General features: G+C 44.0%; 22 protein-coding genes and 1 pseudogene. 9 read left to right on the top strand and 14 right to left on the bottom strand.

Features of this window, described 5'->3' with window-relative positions; genetic code table 11:
- Nucleotides 1–609 precede the first annotated feature (609 nt).
- The 6 genes from ycfP to hinT all read right to left on the bottom strand — a co-directional run bounded on the left by ycfP (nt 610) and on the right by hinT (nt 5,422).
- Nucleotides 610–1,149, bottom strand: coding sequence for an alpha/beta hydrolase YcfP (gene ycfP / locus AB4180_RS01950; protein ID WP_012604408.1), 540 nt, complete (start codon nt 1,147–1,149; stop codon nt 610–612).
- 96 nt (nt 1,150–1,245) lie between these two features.
- A complete protein-coding gene (locus AB4180_RS01945) occupies nt 1,246–2,112 on the bottom strand; it encodes a phosphotransferase (RefSeq protein WP_102250139.1) in 867 nt (288 codons plus the stop codon).
- A gap of 226 nt (nt 2,113–2,338) precedes the next feature.
- Nucleotides 2,339–2,929 (bottom strand): penicillin-binding protein activator LpoB, encoded by a 591-nt coding sequence (lpoB, locus tag AB4180_RS01940; protein WP_012604411.1) that lies wholly within the window; start codon nt 2,927–2,929, stop codon nt 2,339–2,341.
- A gap of 139 nt (nt 2,930–3,068) precedes the next feature.
- Nucleotides 3,069–3,452, bottom strand: coding sequence for a YcfL family protein (locus tag AB4180_RS01935; RefSeq protein ID WP_102250140.1), 384 nt, complete (start codon nt 3,450–3,452; stop codon nt 3,069–3,071).
- Nucleotides 3,452–4,843, bottom strand: coding sequence for a COG3014 family protein (locus AB4180_RS01930; protein ID WP_012604412.1), 1,392 nt, complete (start codon nt 4,841–4,843; stop codon nt 3,452–3,454). The genes AB4180_RS01935 and AB4180_RS01930 overlap by 1 nt, the downstream gene beginning before the upstream one ends.
- Nucleotides 4,844–5,071: 228 nt before the next feature.
- Nucleotides 5,072–5,422 carry a purine nucleoside phosphoramidase gene (gene hinT, locus AB4180_RS01925; protein ID WP_102250141.1) on the bottom strand — a complete coding sequence of 117 codons (351 nt, stop codon included), beginning with the start codon at nt 5,420–5,422 and terminating at the stop codon, nt 5,072–5,074.
- Nucleotides 5,423–5,697: 275 nt separating this feature from the next.
- Here hinT and AB4180_RS01920 point away from each other — a divergent pair, with 275 nt between their 5' ends.
- Complete coding sequence (locus tag AB4180_RS01920) at nt 5,698–7,689, top strand: methyl-accepting chemotaxis protein (RefSeq protein WP_102250142.1); 1,992 nt, start codon at nt 5,698–5,700, stop codon at nt 7,687–7,689.
- A 196-nt stretch (nt 7,690–7,885) separates the two neighbouring features.
- Nucleotides 7,886–9,052, top strand: a complete 1,167-nt coding sequence (locus AB4180_RS01915) for a DUF1887 family protein (RefSeq protein WP_009847162.1) — start codon at nt 7,886–7,888, stop codon at nt 9,050–9,052.
- A 292-nt stretch (nt 9,053–9,344) separates the two neighbouring features.
- Here AB4180_RS01915 and udp read toward each other — a convergent pair whose 3' ends face one another.
- The 4 genes from udp to AB4180_RS01895 form a co-directional block, all read right to left on the bottom strand.
- Nucleotides 9,345–10,103, bottom strand: a complete 759-nt coding sequence (gene udp, locus AB4180_RS01910; protein WP_009847163.1) for a uridine phosphorylase — start codon at nt 10,101–10,103, stop codon at nt 9,345–9,347.
- A gap of 313 nt (nt 10,104–10,416) precedes the next feature.
- Entirely contained in the window at nt 10,417–12,774 is a 2,358-nt protein-coding gene (locus AB4180_RS01905; protein ID WP_102250143.1) for a zinc/cadmium/mercury/lead-transporting ATPase, read from the bottom strand.
- Between the two features lie 171 nt (nt 12,775–12,945).
- On the bottom strand, nt 12,946–14,409 hold the full coding sequence (locus tag AB4180_RS01900; RefSeq protein ID WP_102250144.1) for an MATE family efflux transporter: 1,464 nt from the start codon (nt 14,407–14,409) through the stop codon (nt 12,946–12,948).
- A gap of 188 nt (nt 14,410–14,597) precedes the next feature.
- On the bottom strand, nt 14,598–15,014 hold the full coding sequence (locus AB4180_RS01895) for a CBS domain-containing protein (protein WP_009847166.1): 417 nt from the start codon (nt 15,012–15,014) through the stop codon (nt 14,598–14,600).
- 286 nt (nt 15,015–15,300) lie between these two features.
- Here AB4180_RS01895 and AB4180_RS01890 point away from each other — a divergent pair, with 286 nt between their 5' ends.
- Nucleotides 15,301–15,534, top strand: coding sequence for a hypothetical protein (locus tag AB4180_RS01890; RefSeq protein WP_012604416.1), 234 nt, complete (start codon nt 15,301–15,303; stop codon nt 15,532–15,534).
- 238 nt (nt 15,535–15,772) lie between these two features.
- Here AB4180_RS01890 and AB4180_RS01885 read toward each other — a convergent pair whose 3' ends face one another.
- Complete coding sequence (locus AB4180_RS01885; protein WP_017096890.1) at nt 15,773–16,759, bottom strand: glycosyl transferase family protein; 987 nt, start codon at nt 16,757–16,759, stop codon at nt 15,773–15,775.
- Nucleotides 16,760–16,926: 167 nt separating this feature from the next.
- On the opposite strand from AB4180_RS01885, the gene AB4180_RS01880 reads away from it, so the two are divergent.
- From AB4180_RS01880 to AB4180_RS01855, 6 genes and pseudogenes are all read left to right on the top strand, one after another.
- Nucleotides 16,927–17,535, top strand: coding sequence for a TetR/AcrR family transcriptional regulator (locus tag AB4180_RS01880; protein ID WP_102250145.1), 609 nt, complete (start codon nt 16,927–16,929; stop codon nt 17,533–17,535).
- 149 nt (nt 17,536–17,684) lie between these two features.
- Nucleotides 17,685–18,044, top strand: coding sequence for a hypothetical protein (locus AB4180_RS01875; RefSeq protein WP_012604418.1), 360 nt, complete (start codon nt 17,685–17,687; stop codon nt 18,042–18,044).
- A gap of 91 nt (nt 18,045–18,135) precedes the next feature.
- A complete protein-coding gene (locus AB4180_RS01870; protein WP_009847171.1) occupies nt 18,136–18,735 on the top strand; it encodes a thiol:disulfide interchange protein DsbA/DsbL in 600 nt (199 codons plus the stop codon).
- Between the two features lie 238 nt (nt 18,736–18,973).
- A complete protein-coding gene (locus AB4180_RS01865) occupies nt 18,974–19,468 on the top strand; it encodes a peptidylprolyl isomerase (RefSeq protein WP_102250146.1) in 495 nt (164 codons plus the stop codon).
- Nucleotides 19,469–19,573, top strand: a pseudogene (locus tag AB4180_RS01860) (hydrogenase); the annotation flags it as partial.
- Nucleotides 19,574–19,590: 17 nt separating this feature from the next.
- A complete protein-coding gene (locus AB4180_RS01855; RefSeq protein WP_102250147.1) occupies nt 19,591–20,019 on the top strand; it encodes a MarR family winged helix-turn-helix transcriptional regulator in 429 nt (142 codons plus the stop codon).
- Between the two features lie 89 nt (nt 20,020–20,108).
- On the opposite strand, the gene AB4180_RS01850 is transcribed toward AB4180_RS01855, so the two are convergent.
- The 3 genes from AB4180_RS01850 to AB4180_RS01840 all read right to left on the bottom strand — a co-directional run.
- Entirely contained in the window at nt 20,109–20,969 is an 861-nt protein-coding gene (locus tag AB4180_RS01850) for a DMT family transporter (RefSeq protein ID WP_102250148.1), read from the bottom strand.
- Between the two features lie 109 nt (nt 20,970–21,078).
- Nucleotides 21,079–22,176, bottom strand: coding sequence for an alkene reductase (locus AB4180_RS01845; protein ID WP_102250149.1), 1,098 nt, complete (start codon nt 22,174–22,176; stop codon nt 21,079–21,081).
- 14 nt (nt 22,177–22,190) lie between these two features.
- The coding region (locus AB4180_RS01840; RefSeq protein ID WP_372081750.1) for a VOC family protein at nt 22,191–22,475 on the bottom strand (285 nt) is incomplete at its 5' end.

Genomic DNA, 22,475 nt, shown 5'->3' with positions numbered 1-22,475 from the left:
ATGAATAAATGGGGTTCGGCTCGATTACTCCAACCGATAAATTCTATGTATCTACTCGGCCTTAAGTCCAAAGGCTGTGGCTTATTTGATGACTATGATAATAAGTAACAACAGCTCACTGAGTAGTTAGAGGGATTACAAGCAACAAACATTGGTTTGCCACTTTGCTCACGTGGATGAAAAAGGTGCCTACCTGAGAGGCAGAGCACAAATTATGGGCAAGTTTTATCACTCGCTCTCAATTTTTTTTGACATTTATCAAAATATTTTGCTTTAGAACATTATATATAGCAAAAAGATGACCGCAACAAAAATCCTTACCCACAATGAGGATTCGTGACTGATTAGTTAACGTTTGCGCAAACTCATCGATAAAATCTATATGACTAGGGCGCATTGACCTTTCACGGTTAAATTTCGTTCGGTATCAAAGCGTTTTAATCACGGCAAGGAGGGAAGTAGCCTAGTCATTCTAAGCAAATCTCCCTCAACAAAAAGTAAAACGCTTTTTACGGGAGCGCTCAGCTCGAACCCTTCGGGCATCGCTTGCTAATTTGGATAAAAAAACAGCACTCAATTGAGTGCTGTTTTATAAAATGACGGTAATCCTTAAGCGTTTTTAAACGCCTTCATTGCCTGTAAGTGTTGAGAGATCTTTTTGAACTTATGACTCTCTTTTTCGTCCCAGACAACTTCGTAGTAATCTTCTAGAGCAGAAGCTGTTTTCGTATTGTCGTGAATTTCATCTTCACGAGAAAGCACCACTAAACAGCGTCCTTTGTTCTTCATACGATACTGAGCGACACACTTAGTCGCGATGTCTTCGTACTCTTCTGGGCGATCAATTCGACCTACCATGTTGTTCTCAGGGTGCAGATTAGGGTTGAACACCACCTGCTTAATCCCACATAAGAAACCAATACGCTCAGACCAAAAACCACCCAAACCTACACCACAAATGATTGGATGTGGATCATCGGATTGCTCTATCACTTTATGCACTTCTTTTAGCAAATGCTGCATATCGTGTTTTGGATGCAAAGTACTGTAGTTGATGAAACGAACGTCATCATCAATGAATTGCAACTGCAGTATTTTTTCGTGATTGCCCGGGCTTGTTGAGTCGAAGCCGTGTAGATAGATAATCATTGTACCTCCCCCATTGAATATTGGTACGTTTTGATCAATCTAACACGAAAAACAAGGTTTTAAAGGGAAGACCTCTGAAATTATATTTTTCACTTCCTAAACGTGATCATAGCTACATAAAGTGTGACTCAGAGCCTCAGCTTCACGCAGATAACTGTCACCGCCCCAAAGCTGATGAGCAAGCAAATACCACAACATCGCCATCATTTGGCTTCTTGGTAACCAGGCTTCTACTCCGTCAAGCCAAGATTGGGGATCATGGATACCTCTTAGCTGACAGTACTTATTAACAGCTTCTGTAACTGGTAATCGGGCAACAGCAATAGTCAGCGTAAGATCAAGCCTTGGGTCTGCTAGCGCTGCATATTCCCAGTCAATGATCTTAATCCCATCTTGGTTCTTAACAAGGTTATAGCCACCGAGATCAAAATGACACAAAGACAGGTCGACACTTGGGATACTTGGAGCCACGCGCCACTCTTGATAAATCTTAGTGCAGGTTTCAGTCTTATGAACCGCATCAAGCTGAAGCCAGTAGTGGTCAACTCGAGCCGTATAACTGAACGGTTGGAGCGGCAGTCGCGCAGTATTAACCAAATGCACTGAGATCAGCGTCTTCAGTAAATCATCCTGCTCGAGTCCTTCGTACAACGTCTCACCCGCGATCCATTCAACCAGTAAGCCTTGCTCATTGACCACTATCGGACTTGGTCCGATATCTAGGCGCTCAATAGCAGACAGTACTTGATACTCTTCATGGCGAGAGATGAAGAACGCTTTGGTGATGGGGGTAATTGGACGCCAAACATACGCGGTGCCATCGGCTAAAACCAATTTCCAACATCGATTAGTCAACCCACCTGTCAGTGTCTGTGCTCTGATTGGAGGCTCAGAAAAGTAGCCATCAAGAGAACTCAAACTGGTATCAAGAAGCTTTGCTTCAGACCAAGAAAAAATCGCCATATTTACTCCCTATAGACGTCTTAACTGCCCTATAAACGTCTTAATTTCCCTAAAAAAAAGGCACTGACCAAAAGCCAGTGCCTCTTCATTAATACCAATCACAGCAAATAACATGTACTGCGTTGAGGCATGACTAAGCCAAGTTAATAGCACACTAAACCATTTAAGAAGCTCAATAAGCTAAATTAAAAACCCAGTAAGCTAATTAGAAGCCAAGTAAACTTAATTAAAAGCCCAGTAAGCTCTTAGATTGTTGCTTACGGATTTCAGTCTCGTCAGCCCACTCAATCAAGCCAGACTCAAGATCCATTAGGCGCATAGTCATTTTGTAATATACGTCTTCGTCGCTGCCCGCTTTCTTAACGATGCTTGATAGGTTGCCGTACAACATGTACTGAGCACCAACCATTTTACCAAATTGGATTGCTGAGCTTTGATTTACAAGCTCATCGTTATTTTGGAAGTTCAACTGTTCACGAACAGACTCTACACGGTCCATATCAACGAAACGGAACTTACCAGAGTTCAGCATTTTAGTACTGATGGTATCAGTGATTGACTCAGTATCGATGTGCTCACTTGTTTTGTTCTTGATTCGCTCTACGAACACGATTGGACGTTGATCACGAGTAATGTAAGACACAGAGCCAGACGCCATCATGCTATCGACCATTTCGCCCGCAATCGTTTGAAGGTCAGTTGAACCGAAATCGATTGTCGTGGTTTCTACTGATTGTGCATCACCGTAGCTTACCTTGTTTGAACAACCGCCTAAAATAACCGCTAAACCTAGTAGCGCAATGACACTCTTTTTCATTTTGTTTCCTTAACTAATCACTAAGCGGGGTTACCCACTCTCTTAAATTTTTGTATTTTCGAATCCTTAGACCCGTTCTATCTCGTCTTTGCTATAAAGCTTGGAACCACTCTAAATATGAGCGGTTCCAAACGAAAGTTTACTGCTCTCTGAACTGAACTCTGAACTGAGTCGCTTTCGGATTTACCGACACTTCCGACAACGAAATACTTTCAAAGCCACGAACAATTTCTTGCTTCCAAGGGCCTTGCTTTAGGTTGACCTCAAGACCAGCATCGTCGTACCAGTAAAAGCGATAAAGGATATGTTGATCGCCTTTATAGTTACTGTTTAAACGCACGATTCCTCGCGTATGACCGTCGACGAGGTCAGTTCGGATATCTTCAACCTGTAAGCGGCTACCCAATACCTTATCACCAAAGAAAACGTTCTGAGTTTGACTATCTACCCTTACGCCAGCTGTATTATCAGCACAACCAGCCAGAGCCATAACCGCTGCTAAGCTCACTAACCACTTTTTCATTACAGCCTCCCTAGCTGTTTATGCCACATTGTTGCATTGTTTCCTTGTCGAGAAATCCACACCAAAGTGGTCTGCCCTTCTCGAATATCAAAGTCATACGTTTTAGCGCCCGCTTCTAACGTATATTGACCACTGTTTGCTACAAACGTGCTGGTCTTTATTTCCGCAGGCAAAGATTGCCAGCTTCGAGTGTCTGGTTGTTCCGTGAATGCATTCCAGACATTGAACAAAATGTTACCGACATCGTTACCTTGAGTTGCTTCTTTACGGATGCGATCTTTCGCGACCACACGTAACGCTTGGCGAATAACAATGCTCGTCATACGTTCAGATAAATCATTCTGCGCCATCGCATTCACATCCGTAATCAAATGCTCAGACAACGGTTGCCCACTGATTCGTAGCGCAGAAAAACGTTCTACGTTTTGGCGGGGGTAATATGGCAGCGCCAGAGAATATATTGCGCCCTGATCGCGACTGTCATAAATAGGCAAATCTAATCGCCAACTGTCCATCGCTTGAACTGCACTTTGTTCTTGAAGCACAATTACTCGCCCTTCGCTTGCCCCTAACTTAGATGACTGTTTGTAGCGCTTTTTCAGTGTTGCTAAATCTTGTCGCATGCCTAAGCGAGCAGCTGTTGCCATGGTTCTATCGATGATTTCTTGGTTCTCAGGCATGATGGCCAAAGCACGTCGATAGTCCACATAAGCGCTGTTCAGATCGTTAGATGCTTCGTAAAGCAGGCCAGACAAAAACATCAGATACGCATTTTGCACAGATTGCAGCTTTTTACCCGCATCAGGATAATTCGCAAGAATACTACCCACGTTGGCAGACAACCCTTGAGATTTTGCGTCGCTAGCAGCACTTTCTAACTCAGCTTCACGTTGTTTCTTGGCTTGTTCCTGAACTTGGTTAGCGCGACGCATTTCGATCACCGCACCTTCTAAGTCATTTTTCTTTAAATAATTCAAACCAAGATATAAATGCAGAAAGCCCAACTCATAATCGGCTGGCACATACTCGGTAATATTGTCATTCACAGCCAACGCGCCGACACTGGTTGCACTGTCTGATACAGAGATCACCGCTTTACTTTGCTGATCTTTTACTGCCTGATCGGCCAGTTCGAGCGACGACTTACTCTCAGGATATTTTTGATCAAGTAGATTAATTCTACCTTTTTCAAAGTTATCAAGAATGTCACCAGCTACGTAATCTGGTAACTCTTGTTGAGCCGTTGAATAATCCCCAGACTTGACTGCTTGGTAAATTTCTTTGTTTTGCGCGCTGTAATGACTGAACAGGCTCCCTGCCGACATATTCGCACAACCCGCTGTCAACGCCGACAACAGGGCAATGGAAGCGAATCTAAACTGGTGCTTCACTTATCGTCTCCGTGCATGTTTAAAATGCCAACTTTGTTAAAAGGATCTTAAGCAAGTGGATACCTTGCTTTTTAGGCTCTACCTAATCGAAGCCGATATTCAGACAACAGATAAAACTAAAAGTTGGCATACAAACAACAAATTTTCCAACTCGCTGTTTATGTTAATTAACCATTAACTTGTATTAACGAGGTCATTAACTGTTTCGTTAGCTTATTAGCCTTTTAATTAACTCATTAAAAGCGGGCCAAGTGGGCGGCCACCAACCAAATGCATGTGAATATGGTAAACCTCTTGGCCACCGTGAGAATTGCAGTTCACAATAAGACGATAGCCATCTTCTGCAATGCCTTCTTCTTTTGCTAACTTACGAGCAACAGTAAACATACGTCCCATCATTGCTTCATCTTCCTTTTCAACATCATTCGTTGTTGGAATCAGCTTGTTAGGAATAATTAGAATATGACTAGGAGCACGAGGGTTAATATCGCGAAATGCGGTTACTAAATCGTCTTGGTATAGCAAATCAGCTGGAATTTCTTTATTGATGATCTTACTAAAAATGGTTTCTTCAGCCATGTATCTCTCCGATAAAACATTTATTTTTTAATGCTTTGAGTATGCGCTATGCCGCATCAAACCACAATAAACCTGCTTTAAAGCATAATAAAAAACACCGTTCAAATCAAAAAAAACACGCCTTATCTCTCAAGAACGGCATATTGGCTAGGACAAAGGGCTATTTTTGACGTGTGCGTCATAAAATGCGTAAGCCGAGCTCAATAGAATCCTGATAATTTTGTTAGTTTTGTTTTGACCTGGTATTAGGTCCACATTTATTTAGGGAGAAAGTCATGAAGGGATCTGTGATCAAGCGTATGTACGCTGGTTTCGCACTGATCATCATCATGTTCGCAGTCACGATAACCATCATGACGAGCAGCATGAATCAGATACATAGCAATTTTGAGAGCGTCTCAAAAGTATCATTGCCGCTGGTTGCGCTTTCAAACCAAACAAGTGTCCAATTACTTTCCGCTGACAAGTCATTTAAAGACTTCTTAACCACACAAAATTCTGAGCGTATGTCTGCAATGCGTACAGAGTTTGCTGCATCACAAAACGCTTTTTCTGAAGTTCTAGGTAGCCTAGAAACAGCAAGCCAAGACAATACCTCGCTCACTGAGCGCATCACGCAATTAAGAGCGATGGAAGAACGTTACTTCACCGAAGCAGATGAAGCGATGAACAATTATATCGCTATGTTTGAAGCGCAAGAGCAAGTACAAAAAGCATCACGTGATTTCCAACGCTTACATTCAGAATTGACCGTTGGCATGAAAGAGTACGTTGCCGACCAAAAAAGCATCTCTGTAAAAGTGATGGCAAAGAGCTACTTTATTAAACTACAAGACGCCGAGGTGATTACCTCTGATGCACTAGCAAGTTCTGATGTTGCCTTCGTACAAAAAGCCGTTAACCAAAACAAAAAGGCCGTTACCCACCTAAACTACGCGTACCGTGGCTTAGCGACACAATTGCCTGCGATAAAAAATGTTTTCGATGAATCGGTTAAAAACTTCACCAAAGACGTGGGACAAAAAGGCGGTGTTTTAGATAAACATAATAACTATCTGAAAGCGAAAGAAGCCTTGTACATCAACATTGCTAATCTAGCCGTTGAAGTCGACCAAGCAATGGCGGTACTGGATTCTTTCAACGTCACAGCGGAAGAGCAACTCAACTCATCATTAGCAGATGCGAGCAGCATCTACGACAACGGTCTATTCAAAGCGATTGCAATTGGCATTGTTGTCACCGTATTCGCTGCAGCAATTGGTTACCACATTGCACATAGTGTAAGAGAGCCACTAACGCGTATCCTAGGTACATTAGAAGGCCTGACTGAAGGAGATATGACTCAGCGTATCGATATTCGATACGACAACGAATTCAGCCGAGTAAGTCGTCACATCAATACCTTAGCCGACAACCTGCACAATATTCTGGTGAAACTGAATGACGCTTCAGATGACCTAACCAATACTGCAAGCGTAAACCAAAAAACCTCTTCTGAGACACAGGCTCAATTGAACAGCCAGCGTGAACAAACAGCAACCGTCGCAACGGCAATGACACAAATGTCTCACTCTGTACAAGAAGTAGCAAACAGCGCGCAAAACTCGTTAACTATGGTTCAACAAGTAGAATCGGCTTCTGAATCAGGTCGTCAGGTCATGAACACCAACATCAGTACCATTAATCAACTTGAGGTGCGCCTGACTGAATCCGTGGGTGCTGTAGGCGAGCTACAACAAATGAGTAGCCAGATTGGCTCTATCCTCGATGTTATTCGTGGTATTGCAGATCAAACCAACCTACTTGCACTCAACGCAGCAATCGAAGCCGCGCGCGCAGGTGAACAAGGCCGTGGATTTGCTGTAGTTGCCGATGAAGTCCGAGTACTGGCACAAAAGACAACTCAATCGACGTCTGAAATTGAGACCATGATCAGTAACCTACAATCAAGTTCTAAAACAGCAAGCAATGTGATTGAAAGCTGCATGAGCGATATGGATATGTCGGTTCAACAAGCTTCAAGTGCTAATAGTGCTATGGAAGAAATTCAGGCATTGATTCTAGAAATCAGTCGAATGAGTACGCACATTTCTCAAGCCGCGGCTGAGCAGAGTGAAACTTCGGGTGATATCGCGCGTAACATTGAAGACATCAACCAGATTGCTGATAAGAGTTATCAAGCGATGTCATCAATTGCAGAGGCAAGCCAAAACCTAACAATTCTGGCAAACCAGCAAGGCGATTTAGTTCATCAATTCAAGCTATAAGTAAACGAAGAACCAATAGATATTCACCTGAAATGTTGGGATATCTCACCCAATAGTGATAACTAATTGAACAAGGGCAACTTTTATCAAGGGTTGCCCTTGTTTTTTATGAGCTTTGTCATTATATGATTATAAAGGCTTGCTGCTTCCCGTTTTTCTTTCACCTTTATGAGCGAGCCGCTATTAAGGAATTTATATGGCTGTTCATGTTGGCATTATCGATCAAGACCCCATTCGGTTGATCACCCCACTACTCGACAACCGAACGATCAGCACTCACATCGTGTTCATCGGTGACAAAAATCAAATCAGTATCTATCAACGCTTAGACAGCGTTTTGCAGAAACGTGATATTACGAGTGAATTTTTCGAGATTCCAACTATCGTAAACACCTCTGCAATTAAAGAATCGATCCAAAACCTTGCTGAAGACTTAAAAGCTCGGGGACAAGAAGTGAAGCTCAACGCAAGTTGTGGCCTTCGTCACCGCCTACTGTCTGTCTACGAAGTATTTCGTACTTACCACTGGCCAATCTTTGTTGTTGAACCAAACAGTGACAAACTGTGCTGGCTTTACCCGAATGGTAAAGAAGACGCACAAGTTCAAGACCGCATCACTATCGATGACTACTTAACGGTATTCGGTGCTCGTGGTGAATTCAGCGATGTACAACTGTCTCCGCAACTTGACCAAAAACTGTATGAACTGGGTGAGCGTTGGGCAAGTAACGCATTAGAATTAGGCCCAGGTCTTGCTACATTGAACTACCTTGCAACAACCTGCCGTAAAGAACAGAGGCTTGATGTGGGCTTGTCTGAGAAGCAACAAGGTTATCGCGAGCTGAACATGCTGTTGAGCGATTTGGTTGAAGCTAAGATTGCCACTTATGACAATGGTATTTTGACGTTTGCCAATGAAGACGCGCGACGCTTCTCAAACGGCGAATGGCTTGAAACATTGGTTCATAGCACCGTTAAGCAGATCCAAGATGACATGCCGACCATTCAAGATCGCTCTTTGAATGTTCAGGTTTATCGTCAGCTCGGTGAGCGCGAAGTTCGTAATGAGCTTGATGTTGCTTCTGTAGTGAACAATAAGCTGCACATCATCGAGTGTAAGACCAAAGGTATGAGAGATGATGGCGATGATACCTTGTACAAGCTGGAATCGCTCAGAGACCTGCTAGGTGGCCTACAGGCCCGTGCAATGTTGGTGAGCTTCCGCCCTCTTCGTCATAATGACATCACACGAGCAGAAGATCTTGGCCTAGCATTGATTGGCCCTGACGAATTAAAAGATCTTAAAACACATCTCGCGGCATGGTTTACCGCTGCCGGTGGTGATGAAGATTTAGAGTGCTAATTTAAGAAACTCGAACATATCGAATTCTCAAAAAACAAAAAGGCGAATGACCACTTAAGTCACTCGCCTTTTTTGTACCCGTAACGATTATGCCAATCGTAGTAAATGACTTATATCCACTACCCCGCCCGTATTGACAAGGTAAAAAGCTCAAAGGACTTGTAAACACGCAAAAAAATGGCCACATCATTCGATGTGGCCATTTTCAAAATTTGAAGTCGTTTTAAGACTTAAAGCACTTAAAGCACTTGAAGACTTAAAGCACTTGAAAACTAAAAGTACTGTTACCGACTTAAAGCATTTTACGAGCAGCTTCTACAACCACTTTGATTGAGCGCGCTTCCGTTACTTTTAGTGTCTCGTGATCAGGTATCTCTTTTTGAGTACGGTTGATGATCACACCAGCAACACAACCTGCTTTCAAACCAGAACTTGCACACATTGTTAGTAGCGTTGCAGATTCCATTTCGAAGTTAAGAACACCCATGTCTTGCCATTCTTGCATAGAACCTTGGAAACGCTTAACCACGCGACCAGAGAACGTGTCGTAGCGCTCTTGACCTGGGTAGAAAGTGTCACTTGAAGCGGTTACGCCCATGTGAACTGCTGCGCCTGATTCTTCAACTGCTGCTTTCATTGCTGTAGCAACTTCGAAATCAGCAACTGCTGGGAACTCCATAGGAGCGAAGTGCAGGCTAGCGCCGTCTAGACGAACAGAACCCGTAGAAACAATCATGTCACCCACGTTTACGTGAGGTTGGATCGCACCAGTCGTCCCAACACGTAGGAAAGTACGAACGCCAAGCTGAGCAAGCTCTTCAACTGCGATAGAAGTAGATGGGCCGCCGATACCTGTTGAACATACAACAACTGGCTTACCGTCTAGCTCTGCGCGGTAAAGCGTGTATTCACGGTGACTCGCAAGAAATACGGGATTCTCCATCTCTTCTGCAATTTTTTGCACACGAGCAGGATCACCAGGAATGATCGCAAGAGTAGCACCGTTAAGATCTGCTTCAGTAACACCTAAGTGGAAAACAGCTTGAGACATAGTTCGCTCCTTTTGGCTTATTGGGCTTTTTACCCTTATTTAAGCTCATAGTAAATTCGTGGGGTACAAACACACTCTAACCAAGCTCATAATGAAATGAAGTGACGAACATCACACCAATGATCGCAACAATATTTCAGGTTTCACGAAAAACCGATTGGCATCACAAAAATAAGCAATCCGAACGGCTGCGTTGCATACTAATGAGACAAAAAACGCCTTTAACGTATGACCGCTAAAGGCGCTTTTATACGAGATGCTTCTTATATAAGACGCTTTTAAAATTAAGAGCGTCTATGTCTGAGAGCTGAACTTAATCCGCTTTAGACTTGAATCGAAGCAGGCGCAGTGCGTTGAGTGTCACCAGAGCTGTCGCGCCACTATCTGCAAGAACGGCAACCCAAAGCCCGGTAATACCAAGCAAACTGGTCACCAAGAACACACCTTTCAAACCGAGCGCTAGTGCTACGTTTTGACGAATGTTATTCATAGTCGCTTGCGACAATTCAATCATCGCGGGCAGCTCAGTTAAACGGTTGTGAGTCAGTGCTGAATCTGCCGTTTCAAGCGCAACATCAGTACCACCACCCATAGCAATACCGACATTCGCCGTTTTCATTGCTGGCGCATCGTTGATGCCATCACCGACCATAGCAACGTGTGACTGTTGAGATAACTCTTCAACATAAGACACCTTGTCACTTGGAAGCAGGCTCGCTTTATATTGCATACCAATTTTGCTGCTGATCGCTGCTGCGCTTCGTGGGTTGTCCCCTGTGAGCATGATAGATTGAATACCCAAGTCATTAAGTCGTTCAATCGCAAGCTTAGCGTCACTACGTAACGTATCTTGCCAAGCAATCAAACCAATCACAGTCGTAGCTTGTTCTGTTGACTCTTCTAGATCTTTAAGCTCAAGAGCAACCACAACCGTCTTGCCCTCGCCTTCTAATGCTTCTACCTGAGAAACCACATCGGGTCCAAGAGCGAACGTGACTTTAGACGGTGATAAAACCTGATACTTAACACCATCGACATCGCCTTCAACACCGCTACCAATGAGCGCTTTCTTGTTGTGTGACTCAGGGATCTCAACATTCAGCTCTTTAACTTTAGCGACAAGCGATTGCGCCAAAGGATGAGTCGAACCAACTTCAATCGCCCCAACTACACGAAGCATCGCGTCTTGTTTCCAACCTGATAGAGGTTGAATATCCGTAACCTGAGGCTTACCTTCAGTCAGCGTACCTGTCTTATCAAAGGCAATCGTTTGAATTTTCCCTAACTGCTCTAGTGCCGCGCCGCCTTTAATTAATGCGCCACGTTTCGCCGCTGCTGCTAAACCAGAAGTAATTGCAGCAGGTGTCGAGATAACCAACGCACACGGACAAGCAATCAACAATAGAGCTAGACCTCGGTAAACCCAGGTTTCCCAAGGCTGCGCGAACAGCAATGGTGGGGTGATGATGACCAACAGAGCCACCAACATCATTAGTGGTGTGTACCAGCGGCTAAACTTATCGAGGAAACGTTCAAGCGGTGCTTTACGAGATTCTGCTTCTTCAATCAAGTGAAGAATACGGTCGATCGCATTCTCACCCTGTTTTGACGTGATGGTGATACGAACGACTTTATCGACCACCACAGCACCAGCCATGATGCTGTTGCCTGCTATATGTTCGACAGGAACAGACTCACCCGTTAGCGCACTTTCATCAAAGCTCGCAGCGTCGGTAATAAGTTGACCATCAGCAGGTAAACGAGAACCCGCCGCCACTTCAATCACGTCACCAGGAGCAAGTTCACTTACTGCAACGTCAACACGTTCGCCGTTGATAATCTTGGTGGCATTTTCTGGCACCAATGCCATTAAGGCTTGAACACCACTTCTTGCTCTTGATGAAGCAAATGCCTCTAGACGCTCACCAATCAAAAACAGTAACAGAACCATCGCAGCTTCAGCTGTTTCGCCAAGGTATAAAGCACCGAGCGCGGCAACACTCATTAAGGTTTCGATTGCAAACGGCGTACCTGAACGTGCCAATTGAACTGCTTTCTTGGCCACTGGATACAAACCAAGCAAACAGGTTACGGTAAACAAACCTTCACTTAGTTGAGGAGAAGTACTTTTCAACAGTGCTGCGAAGAGCATTGCGGCTGCAATCGCTATAATTTGTAAATTAGGTTGGATATGAGCTTGCCCAAAAGTCTCGGGGTGCTGTTTTTCTTTTTTAGAACCAACTTCCGAAAGAGGGAAGCCCGTTTTGATAGAGACCTGTTCAATGGTGTCGGCAAGACTTTCATTGTCGAATTTCACAACTAGCTTTTCGGTGGCAAAGAGAACTTTGGCTTGAATAACACCTTCAATGTTACTAACAGCTTTCTCTATTTTTTTAGCACAAGCTGGGCAGTCCATTCCTGAGACCAACCAACTTTTAGAAAATTGGGCATTTAAAGTTTGAGTAGAGGACTGACTGTCTTCTTCTCCAGTGTCTGAACCACAACAATCATCTCCTGACGATGAAGACGCAGTAACAGAAGAGCTGCAACATGAAGATGAAGTACCGGCTGCGGTAATGCTTGAAATTTTAGGGCTAGAGCAACTTGCTCCAGTCGCTTGTGGTTGAACGTCCACTTTTGTTGAGCGGCACGCTGCGTGTTTTGCGCACATAATGTATCTCCTTAATACTCAAAAGCCTTGAGGTTATTGCTCACTCATGAGCAACAGAACCTTAAGTACAACAAAAGTATAAACCTTGGAGACTACTCCAAGGTCAAGAACAAATTGTCCAAGACCAAGAAGAAATTTACAAACCAACTAATCTATATTGGAGTGTCGCTGTTATTGCGACTTGAGCTCTTTACACTCTTCTCTGTTCGCCGATACATCATCAATAAGAACGGCATCATGTGAACAGAATGGTTGTGTATTCAAGCTGACTATCGACACATCGTCTTCTACAGGATCAAATTGGGAACCTTGCATAAGCTCGGCAATATGATAGCGAAGCACTAGGGTACCGAGTATTCCGAACAAAACATTGCCCAAGGCTTGCCCATACAGCACACCCAATGCGCCATACCATTGCGAGCCTAAGTAAACGAACGGCAATGTACCGAGAGTGGCTTTACCCAGATTCAGTGCTGTCGAGTAAAGCGGTTTACCTAAGTTATTAAAAGACGTGTTGGCAACAAACAGTGCGCCGTTGAAGGTGAAGGTTAACGCCACATAGGTACAGAATGCAGCAACAATAATTGCTGCATCACCTTGTAGGCTAAAGCCTTGGATCACATAGTCTTGGACAAAGTATAAGAGAATACAAACGGTGATGGTGTACGCCGTAGTAACCAACAATGAGTTGTTGAGTGTTTCTTTTACTCTGTCCATTCGCTCTGCACCAAAGTTTTGCCCAATGATAGGGCCCACAGCGCCAGACAAAGCAAAGATAACCGCAAAACAAACCGGCGTCAGACGACCTATCACAGCAAAGCCCGCGACAAAATCCTCTCCGTATTGTGCAATCCCCGTCGTTACAATCGCATTACCGATAGGCGTTGCGGTATTGGTGATAATAGCAGGCAGCGCAATAGCCAATATTGGTCGAATATTAATGCGCCATTGTACAAAAGAAGGGGGAGCCACCAGCTGGTGACTGCGAATCAAAGGGTAAAGCGAGAAAAAGAGTACCGAAAAACGAGCAAAGACAGAAGCGATAGCCGCCCCTTCGATGTTCCAACCAAAACCAAAAATAAACAAAGGGTCGAGAATCGCGTTAACAATGCCGCCCGACAAGGTCGCCCACATCGAACGTTTGGCATCACCTGCAGCTCTCAAGCCTGCACCCGCAGCCATCGCTAGCGCTAGAAATGGCCCGCTTGGCAATAAGATCTGCAGGTAAGCTTGCGCCCGCTCTGCGGCAACCCCTTTTGCACCAATCGCAGCAAGTAGCTCTGGGATATAGGCGAACATCACCGCAGTAATCGTCAAACTGATGACAAAAGCAGTCAGCATAATACTAGTAGCGAGGTTTCGAGCGTGTTCTTGATTCTTTGAACCAATAGCTTTGGAAACCAACGCACCCATAGCAATAGAAGTACCGATCGAAACGGAGGTAGAGAAAAATGTCAGTGTGCCTGCAAAACCAACAGCCGCGGCCAATTCGACTTGTCCCAACATACTGATGAACAACATATCGAGTAAATCGACCACGAATAACGCCATCAAACCAACAGAGCCAGCCCCCGACATCACCAATATGTGGCGCATCGTTGAACCTTCTACAAACTTCGCAGTTTGATTTGACATGAAACCTCCAAAAGTTGGAACACCACAAAATAAAGCTCTATAAGCTAGTCAGCCACAAACTAGGGATCTACAAAAAAGATCCACTAAGAAAAGCTCTACAAAGAAAAAAGGCGCTAGTGCGCCTTTTCAATTGAGGGTATTGAGAAAAATAATCGTTCTTAACACACCACTATACATGATGTTTAAAACTATACCTGATGTTTAAAGCATTCATCTAAGTTCTTGCCGATTGCTCTCAAAACATCGGTTCGAGTGATCATTCCCACTAGCTTTTTGTTATCGAGTACCGGATAAGCTTTGGGTTTTCCAACTTGCATCATATCTGCCAATTCAATAATGGATAACTCAGGTGATACCGAGAGAACTTCTTGGTACATACAATCACCTACAATATGCGTGTCTTGGCAGAAATAGCTCACCTTCACTAACTTCTCGAGTAAATCTTGTTCAGAAAGGAAACCAATCACTTGTTCATTATCATCAATGACTGGACCACCCATATGATGGCTGCGCATTACTCTGTCTAACGCGAGACTTAACGGCATGTCAGGAGTGAATGTCACAACCTGCGGCGTCATGTAATCTTTCACTTTAATAGAATGCATTGCGTTCTCCCTAAAATACGTTTTGTTATCGATTTTTCTATCGTGTTACCTTAATTGTTGTCTAAAATCTTGATTTTACTAAATGGATTTCAACAATTTTATTGATAGGCAAAACCTACCAAAGCAAAAAACGAGGTAACAAAAGGCTTGCACGCATGCCTATGAAGCAAAAATTTAAACACCGCTTACAAACTCTTACCTTTGATTCCTCCCATAAGCTAGCCTGAATACATAAATACTGTAACCTTCATCACACTAATAATAAAAAGCTCAGCTTAGGTAATTTATGCAACACGACAACAACATGTACGCGTATGTTTATGCAGACAACGAAGGTACAGAGAACACACTTATCGCTACTGTCGACAACCAAGAAAAGCCCCTAATCTCAAGCTGTTTTAATGAGATAAAGCGCATGTCTAACTTAGCTATTGATCTTGCAGCAGAACACAACTTGAAAGTGAAACTGGTTAAATACGGAAGAGAACAAGAGATCGACTTCGGCCTATTCCTAAAATAGCGCAGTCATAACGCATGTCATGTGCGGCAAGCTTAAGCAGCATGGTCAACAGCACAGAACACTGTTGAATAACATGTTATGAGTAGGCAATCACCTTGACAATGATTGCCTACTTAATTCAACAGCGAATACCTACCACGGTAAATATACGAAAAAGGCCAGCATTCGCTGACCTTCTCATTCACGATTTCAATCGCTATACGTTATTTGCTAGCTCTTAACGACTGGCTAGTAGCTACTAACGAGTGCAATAGGCTTCCCACAAACGCGCTGCCTTTGAGTAAGCTTCAGCCTTATCGTGCGTTTCTGCGAATAAAATTGCCGTCATACTATCCACAACACTATTCGCCATCAGCTCCATCTCATCTTCCGGTGTACCCAGTACACATTCAGAAGGTAGAGGCAGCTCAGCATTCATCGTGCCTTCCCAGTAGAAAGATTCCACCTTTTCAGGAGAACTCATCCAGACAGTTTGGCTTACCTTGGGGTTGTATTCTGATTCGCCATTCATGCCTTTAAATGAAATCACCGAGTGGGATTTATTGCCAATCACATGCTCAACTTCTGCATGAAGCTGTGGGAATCCAGGGTGAAAGCTGCCACGCAAGCCTAAACGTCCACCACCAGGGTTCAATGCACGAACAACGGTATTAATCGGAGTTCTCAGTCCATAACGATGTTTCCAACCAATCATAGTTTGAGCTTGTGGGGCGAAGTTCGCCAAAGGCAAGTAAGCAATACCATCGGCTTCTAGAATCTGCTTTGCGTCTTGCGGATCTTGCGCGCTGCGAACGCCGACACATTCTAAATGCGTTTCGGCATGCGTACGACCACTGGGTTTGTCCATGTAGCCATGCATTAATACTTTATAGCCGTTGTCAGCTAGAATTTTTGCTGCCAACAGGTTCCAAGGCTTTCCACTGGCGTTGTCGTTGCGCTTACCTGCATAACACGGCCAATCGATATCAGCACCTAAGTCTGGCACTCGAGATTGAAACGCTTTTACAAAGCCTGCGATCTCTTCATTGGTTTCATTCTGCACACGAATCAACATCAGTAGCATAGCCATTTGGTCGTCACCGACCTCTCCGCTTAAATACTCATCCATGATGCGGTAGGCTTGTTCGAACGACAAAGGCTTACGACCTCTTTCCCCTCGTCCAACTGTACGAATACACTCTAAAATACTACTCATTGATTGTTTATTCTCTTCCGTTGATATCAATAAAATTCGAATACGTTTTCGATTCTATGACACCCGCAGTTCATTGCAAAGCGATTCAGGTGCTAGCGTGCTAATTACCAATACACTGATTGGCATTCTAAAAGTAAACTTACTGGTGTAAAATTAGAGTATGCAATGCTAACCGCGACATATTGAGTAATATCCAGATGACGGTAAAAAAAACACTAAGCCAAAGAAAACGTGAATCGATCGTTGCCGCTGCTATCACAGAGTTTACTGAGCATGGCTACAAGGCCACCAGCATGGATAAAATATCGAGCCGCGCGGAAGTATCAAAGCGCACCGTATACAATCACTTTGCCAGCAAAGAACTGCTTTTAGATGAGATTTTGGACAGCATTTGGAGCAAGACTCTCACCGCGACGCATTTCCCTTATCAAGCAGAACTGCCTCTTGATGAGCAACTCACTTCGATTGCCAATCAAGAACTAGAACTTTTAGAATCAGAAGGTTTTATCGACTTATCTCGCGTGCTGTTCTCAGAGTATTTTCATAACGCCGAACTGGCGCATCAAGCGATGGAGAAATATTCCCAAGCAGAAAGTGGACTCACAACCTGGATTAAAGCAGCACTGGCAGATGACCGCTTAATTGAACTAGACCCTCTATTTGCATCTACCCAGTTTATTGCACTGTTAAAGTCTTTTGCATTTTGGCCACAAATCATTGGTCATGCGCCCTCTCCTGATAAGCAGCACAAGCAAATAATCATTAATTCCAGCGTCGAGATGTTCCTTAAACAGTACCAAGCGTAATAAAAGTTGAGCTCTGCTAAGTTTTGTTGGGTTTAATTAGAGATGCGTAAACGAGTGATGTATCATGCGCTCGTTCTACGCTTTCCTGTTTAGCGGTTGCAGAATGTGATTCATACCAACCTTAATTCGGACACAAAGACCAATATTCCATGCCAAAGTTGATAAGCAAAATTTGGGTACATGCTTTTATGCTATTCGCTATGTTAGTGGCCACCGTCAGTGTGGACAGTATCGCGAACGCCAATGCTATGCAGGTAACTCAAAATCTATCAACCTTATCGCTGAACACCGATTCCTCATTCGACACCAGTGACTCATTCCCATATTCCAGCGCGCAACCCAATGTAGAACACCACTGCTGTGGCTCTGTATGCTTACTTAAAATGCCACCGTTGATTGTGTCAGAGTCTTTTGATACCCAAATTGGTTCATTGGCTTTGATCGAGAAAGAGCCTTCACACAAGGCAATCATGTCGCCACAAGCTCCTTATCGCCCTCCTATTTCTTAATTGTTTGTCCCTGTTTGGCAACGCTTGCCAACGTATTACTAATACAGCTCTATCGCTGTAAACAATGACATCCAAATTTAGGAAATAACACATGAAAAAGCTATTTAGCCTATTCGCAGCTCTGATCATGAGCGCTTCAATTAATGCCGCTCAGTTTGAAGAAGGTACTCACTACAAGATCCTCGACGTAGCGAAAGCAGATAAACCCGTCGTTACCGAGTTCTTCTCGTTTTACTGCCCTCATTGCTACAAATTTGAAGGCGTCATTGAGTTCCTTAAACAAGATCTACCAGAGTCAGCAAGCTTTCAAAAAGTGCACGTAGCGTTTATGGGCAACGACATGGCTGTGCCTATGGCAAAAGCTTACGCGACCATGATTGCACTCGACGCTGAAGACAATATGGTTCCAGCAATGTTCGCCAAAATTCACGAGAAGCAACAGACTCCAAGAAACGAAGCGGAACTGCGCCAGATCTTCATTGATAACGGTATCGATGCGAAGAAGTTTGATGCGGCCTACAACGGTTTCGCAGTTAACTCAATGCAGAAGCGTTTTGATAAGCAGTTTGATGCGAGCACATTAACTGGCGTTCCGGGCGTATTAGTTAACAACAAATACATCGTAAAACCGGATCAAATCAAGAGCTACGAAGAGTACAACCAGCTGGTGAATTACCTTCTAACGCTTTAATCAAAAGCGATAGTCTCTAAAAGCTCAAAAGCCAGCGACCTGTTCGCTGGCTTTCTTGTCTATACGAGTGAAGTGAGCGCGCAATGGCACGCTCGAAGATCATTCAGATCGCCCTTGAATACACGTCAAAATCACTGTTCACTGGCATCCGCCGTTATTTCTCATATACTGCACCCTATTACGTCATCCACTACTCTGTAGTACTCAAAATATTAGTACTCGAACATTGGGCACCTTTATGATTATTCTGACCACTAACTTTGGCGACATCGAAATTGAACTTAACCTTGAGAAAGCGCCAGTAAGTTCAAAAAACTTCCTTAAATACTGCCAAGAAGGCTTCTATGAAGGCACCACGTTTCACCGTGTGATTGAAGGCTTTATGATTCAAGGTGGTGGACACACTATCGACATGACAGAGAAACCAACACACGCACCTATCGTCAATGAAGCAAACCGCGGACTAAAGAACGTGATTGGCTCAGTGGCAATGGCTCGTACTGATGCTCCACATTCTGCAACTGCGCAGTTCTTTATCAACCTTGACGACAATGATTTCCTTGACCATACAGCAACGAGCAACGCAGGCTGGGGTTACGCAGTGTTTGGCAAAGTATCGGCAGGCATGGATGTGGTCAACAAGATTGCTGTCGCTCCAACGACCACTCGCTGGGGACACGAAGATGTACCTTGCGAAGATATTGTGATTACCAAGGTCACGATTCGCGATTAATTCAAAATTAGCAGTCAATTCGCTTTTTTATCAAATAACGAAGCAATGTTGGTGCTAATTGCATCGGTATTAGTTACGATGACAATAGTTGTAATGTCATCATAAGAATTAGGTACTGACGGATGTCACAAGAATTTGATAGACAAAATAGCTTTGGTTGGATGATCAACGTGATCGCCAATAAAGCGAGCAAAGATTTCGACACAGAATTGAAAGAACATGGCTTAACCATAGCGCTCTGGCCAACCTTGATGTGCCTATGGGAAGAGGAAGGTATTACTCAGCGTGATATCGCGGCAAAGTCCAAAGTCGAGAATTCAACAACGACACGCACACTAGACAAGCTAGAAAAGCTTGAACTGGTTGAACGCAGAGCCGATCCAAACAGTCGTCGTTCTTTCAGAATCTACTTAACAGAAAAAGGGAAAGCACTCGAAGAACAGTTGATTCCAATCCCTACTCGTTTAAACAAAGAGTTGATGAATGAATTAGACGCTGAAGAACAACAGCAGATGCTCAAGCTACTTCAAAAGATGGTCGCAGCAATCTGATTTTACTGTGACTGGACTGCTAATGCATGCTTAATGAGCTCTAAACATGCACGAACCAACAACCAATACTCGGCCTTGCGCCGAGTGTTTTATTTTCGTCTAGACCATTTGATATAACAAAATAACGAACCAATAATTACCGCTCCGCCTAGTAGCTTTTGCATCTCAACCGTTTCTCCCAACACGCTGACACTCAATAACAATGTCCACACCGGCTCAAGAATCATGATCAATGCCGCCACTTCCATGTTCACGGAGTGCTGACCGACAGTTTGCAATAAGTAACGGATCGATGTCGCGACAACCGCTGAGACGATAAACCAGAATATTAAGGTTTGAGTTATTTCAAACTCTGGTTGAGTGGTCATCGAAGCAAACGCTAACCCACTAACACCCACCACAAAAAGCTGAACGCAAATTGAAGCTATAGGTTTGATATTAGTAATCACTCGCTTATTCATGACAAAGTGAACCGAAAGCAACATCGATGCTAATAGGAAATAGAGCTGACTCTGCTCAACGTGCCAACCGTTAGTTAGGGTCAGTAGCAACATACCGATAATCGCAATTGGAAATGACATCCAGAAGGCACAATTAGGCTTAACTCGAAATATAATCCAAGAGACAAACGGCGCGATGATCATAGCTAAGCTCATGATAAACGCTCCTTCCGACAAACTTTCCGTCATTGATACCGCAAATACCCATACTTGCAATGAAGCAGACAGCAACAAGCCAACGCCGCAAAGAGAAAATATCTGCTTAAGCGAAAGCTTACGAATGTGATGAATACAAAATGGCAAAAGAATCAAACTCGCGACGAAGAATCGCACACCAATGAACACTGGCCCAGGCATTTCTAACACCACCAGCTTAGATGCAATCCATCCAATCCCAGCTAACAAGGTAGCAAATAGGAGATAAAGCTCTCCGCGCATCGCTTTCGTCATCTTACTTGGTCCAATAACAAAAAAAGCAACCCGACTCTGCAGGTTGCTTTTTATAAACATTCAACAGGATCGAGATATTATCTCAATACTCAGCTTCAGGCAGCTATTTTTAGCCTGCGTATTTTGGGTAATCCGTTAAACCTTTTTCAGCACCACCAAACAATGTGTTTGGATCGTGCGCTGCTAATGGGTAACCATTTTGAATACGAGCGGGTAGATCTGGGTTTGCTACGAATGGACGACCGAAACCAACCATATCAGTTACGCCTTCAGCAACCGCTTTTTCGCCGCGCTCGCTGTCGTATTTACCTGCGTAAATCAGCGCGCCATTGTAAGCTTTACGAACCGCTGCTTTAAACGCTTTTGGCGTTTCAGGTGCGTCGTCCCAATCGACTTCTGCAACGTGTAGATAAACAATGTTGTATAAGTTAAGTAGCACCGCCGCCGCTGTGTAAGTCTCTACTGGCGTAGCGTCAACCGTACCATTCAACGATGTGAACGGAGCAAGGCGAACACCTACACGGTCAGCACCAATCGCTTCGACCATAGCTTCAACCACTTCACCTAGGAAACGTAAACGGTTTTCAATTGAGCCACCGTATTCGTCAGTGCGGTTGTTTGCTTCAGAGTCGATGAATTGGTTAATCAAGTAACCATTCGCGGCGTGAAGTTCGATACCATCAAAGCCCGCTTCAATCGCGTTCAAAGCCGCTTGGCGGTATTGACCAACCACGTTTTTGATGTCTTCTTTCGTCATCTCACGAGGTTCAACCACATCCACAAAACCCGGCTCATCAGTGCCATTATCGATGAATACTTTTACGTTTTCTGCTTTAAGTGCAGAAGACGAAATTGGTTGTTCACCACCAATGTTGTCTGGGTGTGTTACACGGCCTACATGCCAAAGTTGAGCGAAGATAACGCCCTCTTTTTCATGTACTGCATCGGTGACTTTTTTCCAACCCGCAATCTGCTCATCAGAGTAGATACCCGGAGTCCAAGCGTAGCCTTGACCCATAGGTGAAATTTGTGTGCCTTCAGCGATAATCAAACCTGCAGAAGCGCGTTGAGCGTAGTAAGACGCCATCATATCGTTTGCTGAATTGCCAGGTTGCGTTGCGCGAGAACGCGTCATCGGTGGCATAACAATACGGTTTTTAAGTTCGATACTACCAAGTTGAATTGGTTGAAATAGTGCGTTTGTCATTGTTATATCCTCGATTAACCCAGTTGAATCAGTTCGATTTGGTAGCCATCTGGGTCTGTGATAAATGCGATGTGCGTTGAGCCACCTTTTACTGGCCCCGCTTCACGAGTGACGTTGCCACCCAGTGATTTGATCTTGTCGCATGCGGCGTAAATATCTTCCACACCCAATGCCAAATGACCAAACGCGCTGCCCATCTCGTACTCGTTAGTATCCCAGTTGTACGTTAGCTCGATAGTCGTGCCGCCTTGTTCGTAGCCAACAAAAACCAATGTGTAGCGGTAATGCCGATCAGTTAA

The sequence above is a fragment of the Vibrio sp. 10N.286.49.C3 genome (assembly GCF_041469545.1).
In the GTDB taxonomy this organism is placed as follows: Bacteria; Pseudomonadota; Gammaproteobacteria; order Enterobacterales; family Vibrionaceae; genus Vibrio; species Vibrio tasmaniensis_A.
The sequence above is the reverse complement of the archived record's forward strand: the minus strand, read 5'-3'. Positions and strand labels throughout refer to the sequence as shown.

Excerpts from the sequence above, each read along its gene's own strand:
- AB4180_RS01875 (WP_012604418.1), top strand. The coding sequence starts at position 17,685 with ATGCCAAAGTTGATAAGCAAAATTTGGGTACATGCTTTTATGCTATTC.
- AB4180_RS01935 (WP_102250140.1), bottom strand. The coding sequence starts at position 3,452 with ATGAAAAAGTGGTTAGTGAGCTTAGCAGCGGTTATGGCTCTGGCTGGT.
- AB4180_RS01895 (WP_009847166.1), bottom strand. The coding sequence starts at position 15,014 with ATGCATTCTATTAAAGTGAAAGATTACATGACGCCGCAGGTTGTGACA.
- AB4180_RS01945 (WP_102250139.1), bottom strand. The coding sequence starts at position 2,112 with ATGGCGATTTTTTCTTGGTCTGAAGCAAAGCTTCTTGATACCAGTTTG.
- AB4180_RS01850 (WP_102250148.1), bottom strand. The coding sequence starts at position 20,969 with ATGACGAAAGCGATGCGCGGAGAGCTTTATCTCCTATTTGCTACCTTG.
- AB4180_RS01905 (WP_102250143.1), bottom strand. The coding sequence starts at position 12,774 with ATGTGCGCAAAACACGCAGCGTGCCGCTCAACAAAAGTGGACGTTCAA.
- AB4180_RS01845 (WP_102250149.1), bottom strand. The coding sequence starts at position 22,176 with ATGACAAACGCACTATTTCAACCAATTCAACTTGGTAGTATCGAACTT.
- udp (WP_009847163.1), bottom strand. The coding sequence starts at position 10,103 with ATGTCTCAAGCTGTTTTCCACTTAGGTGTTACTGAAGCAGATCTTAAC.
- AB4180_RS01900 (WP_102250144.1), bottom strand. The coding sequence starts at position 14,409 with ATGTCAAATCAAACTGCGAAGTTTGTAGAAGGTTCAACGATGCGCCAC.
- AB4180_RS01880 (WP_102250145.1), top strand. The coding sequence starts at position 16,927 with ATGACGGTAAAAAAAACACTAAGCCAAAGAAAACGTGAATCGATCGTT.
- AB4180_RS01890 (WP_012604416.1), top strand. The coding sequence starts at position 15,301 with ATGCAACACGACAACAACATGTACGCGTATGTTTATGCAGACAACGAA.
- ycfP (WP_012604408.1), bottom strand. The coding sequence starts at position 1,149 with ATGATTATCTATCTACACGGCTTCGACTCAACAAGCCCGGGCAATCAC.
- AB4180_RS01855 (WP_102250147.1), top strand. The coding sequence starts at position 19,591 with ATGTCACAAGAATTTGATAGACAAAATAGCTTTGGTTGGATGATCAAC.
- lpoB (WP_012604411.1), bottom strand. The coding sequence starts at position 2,929 with ATGAAAAAGAGTGTCATTGCGCTACTAGGTTTAGCGGTTATTTTAGGC.
- AB4180_RS01915 (WP_009847162.1), top strand. The coding sequence starts at position 7,886 with ATGGCTGTTCATGTTGGCATTATCGATCAAGACCCCATTCGGTTGATC.
- AB4180_RS01865 (WP_102250146.1), top strand. The coding sequence starts at position 18,974 with ATGATTATTCTGACCACTAACTTTGGCGACATCGAAATTGAACTTAAC.
- AB4180_RS01920 (WP_102250142.1), top strand. The coding sequence starts at position 5,698 with ATGAAGGGATCTGTGATCAAGCGTATGTACGCTGGTTTCGCACTGATC.
- AB4180_RS01870 (WP_009847171.1), top strand. The coding sequence starts at position 18,136 with ATGAAAAAGCTATTTAGCCTATTCGCAGCTCTGATCATGAGCGCTTCA.
- hinT (WP_102250141.1), bottom strand. The coding sequence starts at position 5,422 with ATGGCTGAAGAAACCATTTTTAGTAAGATCATCAATAAAGAAATTCCA.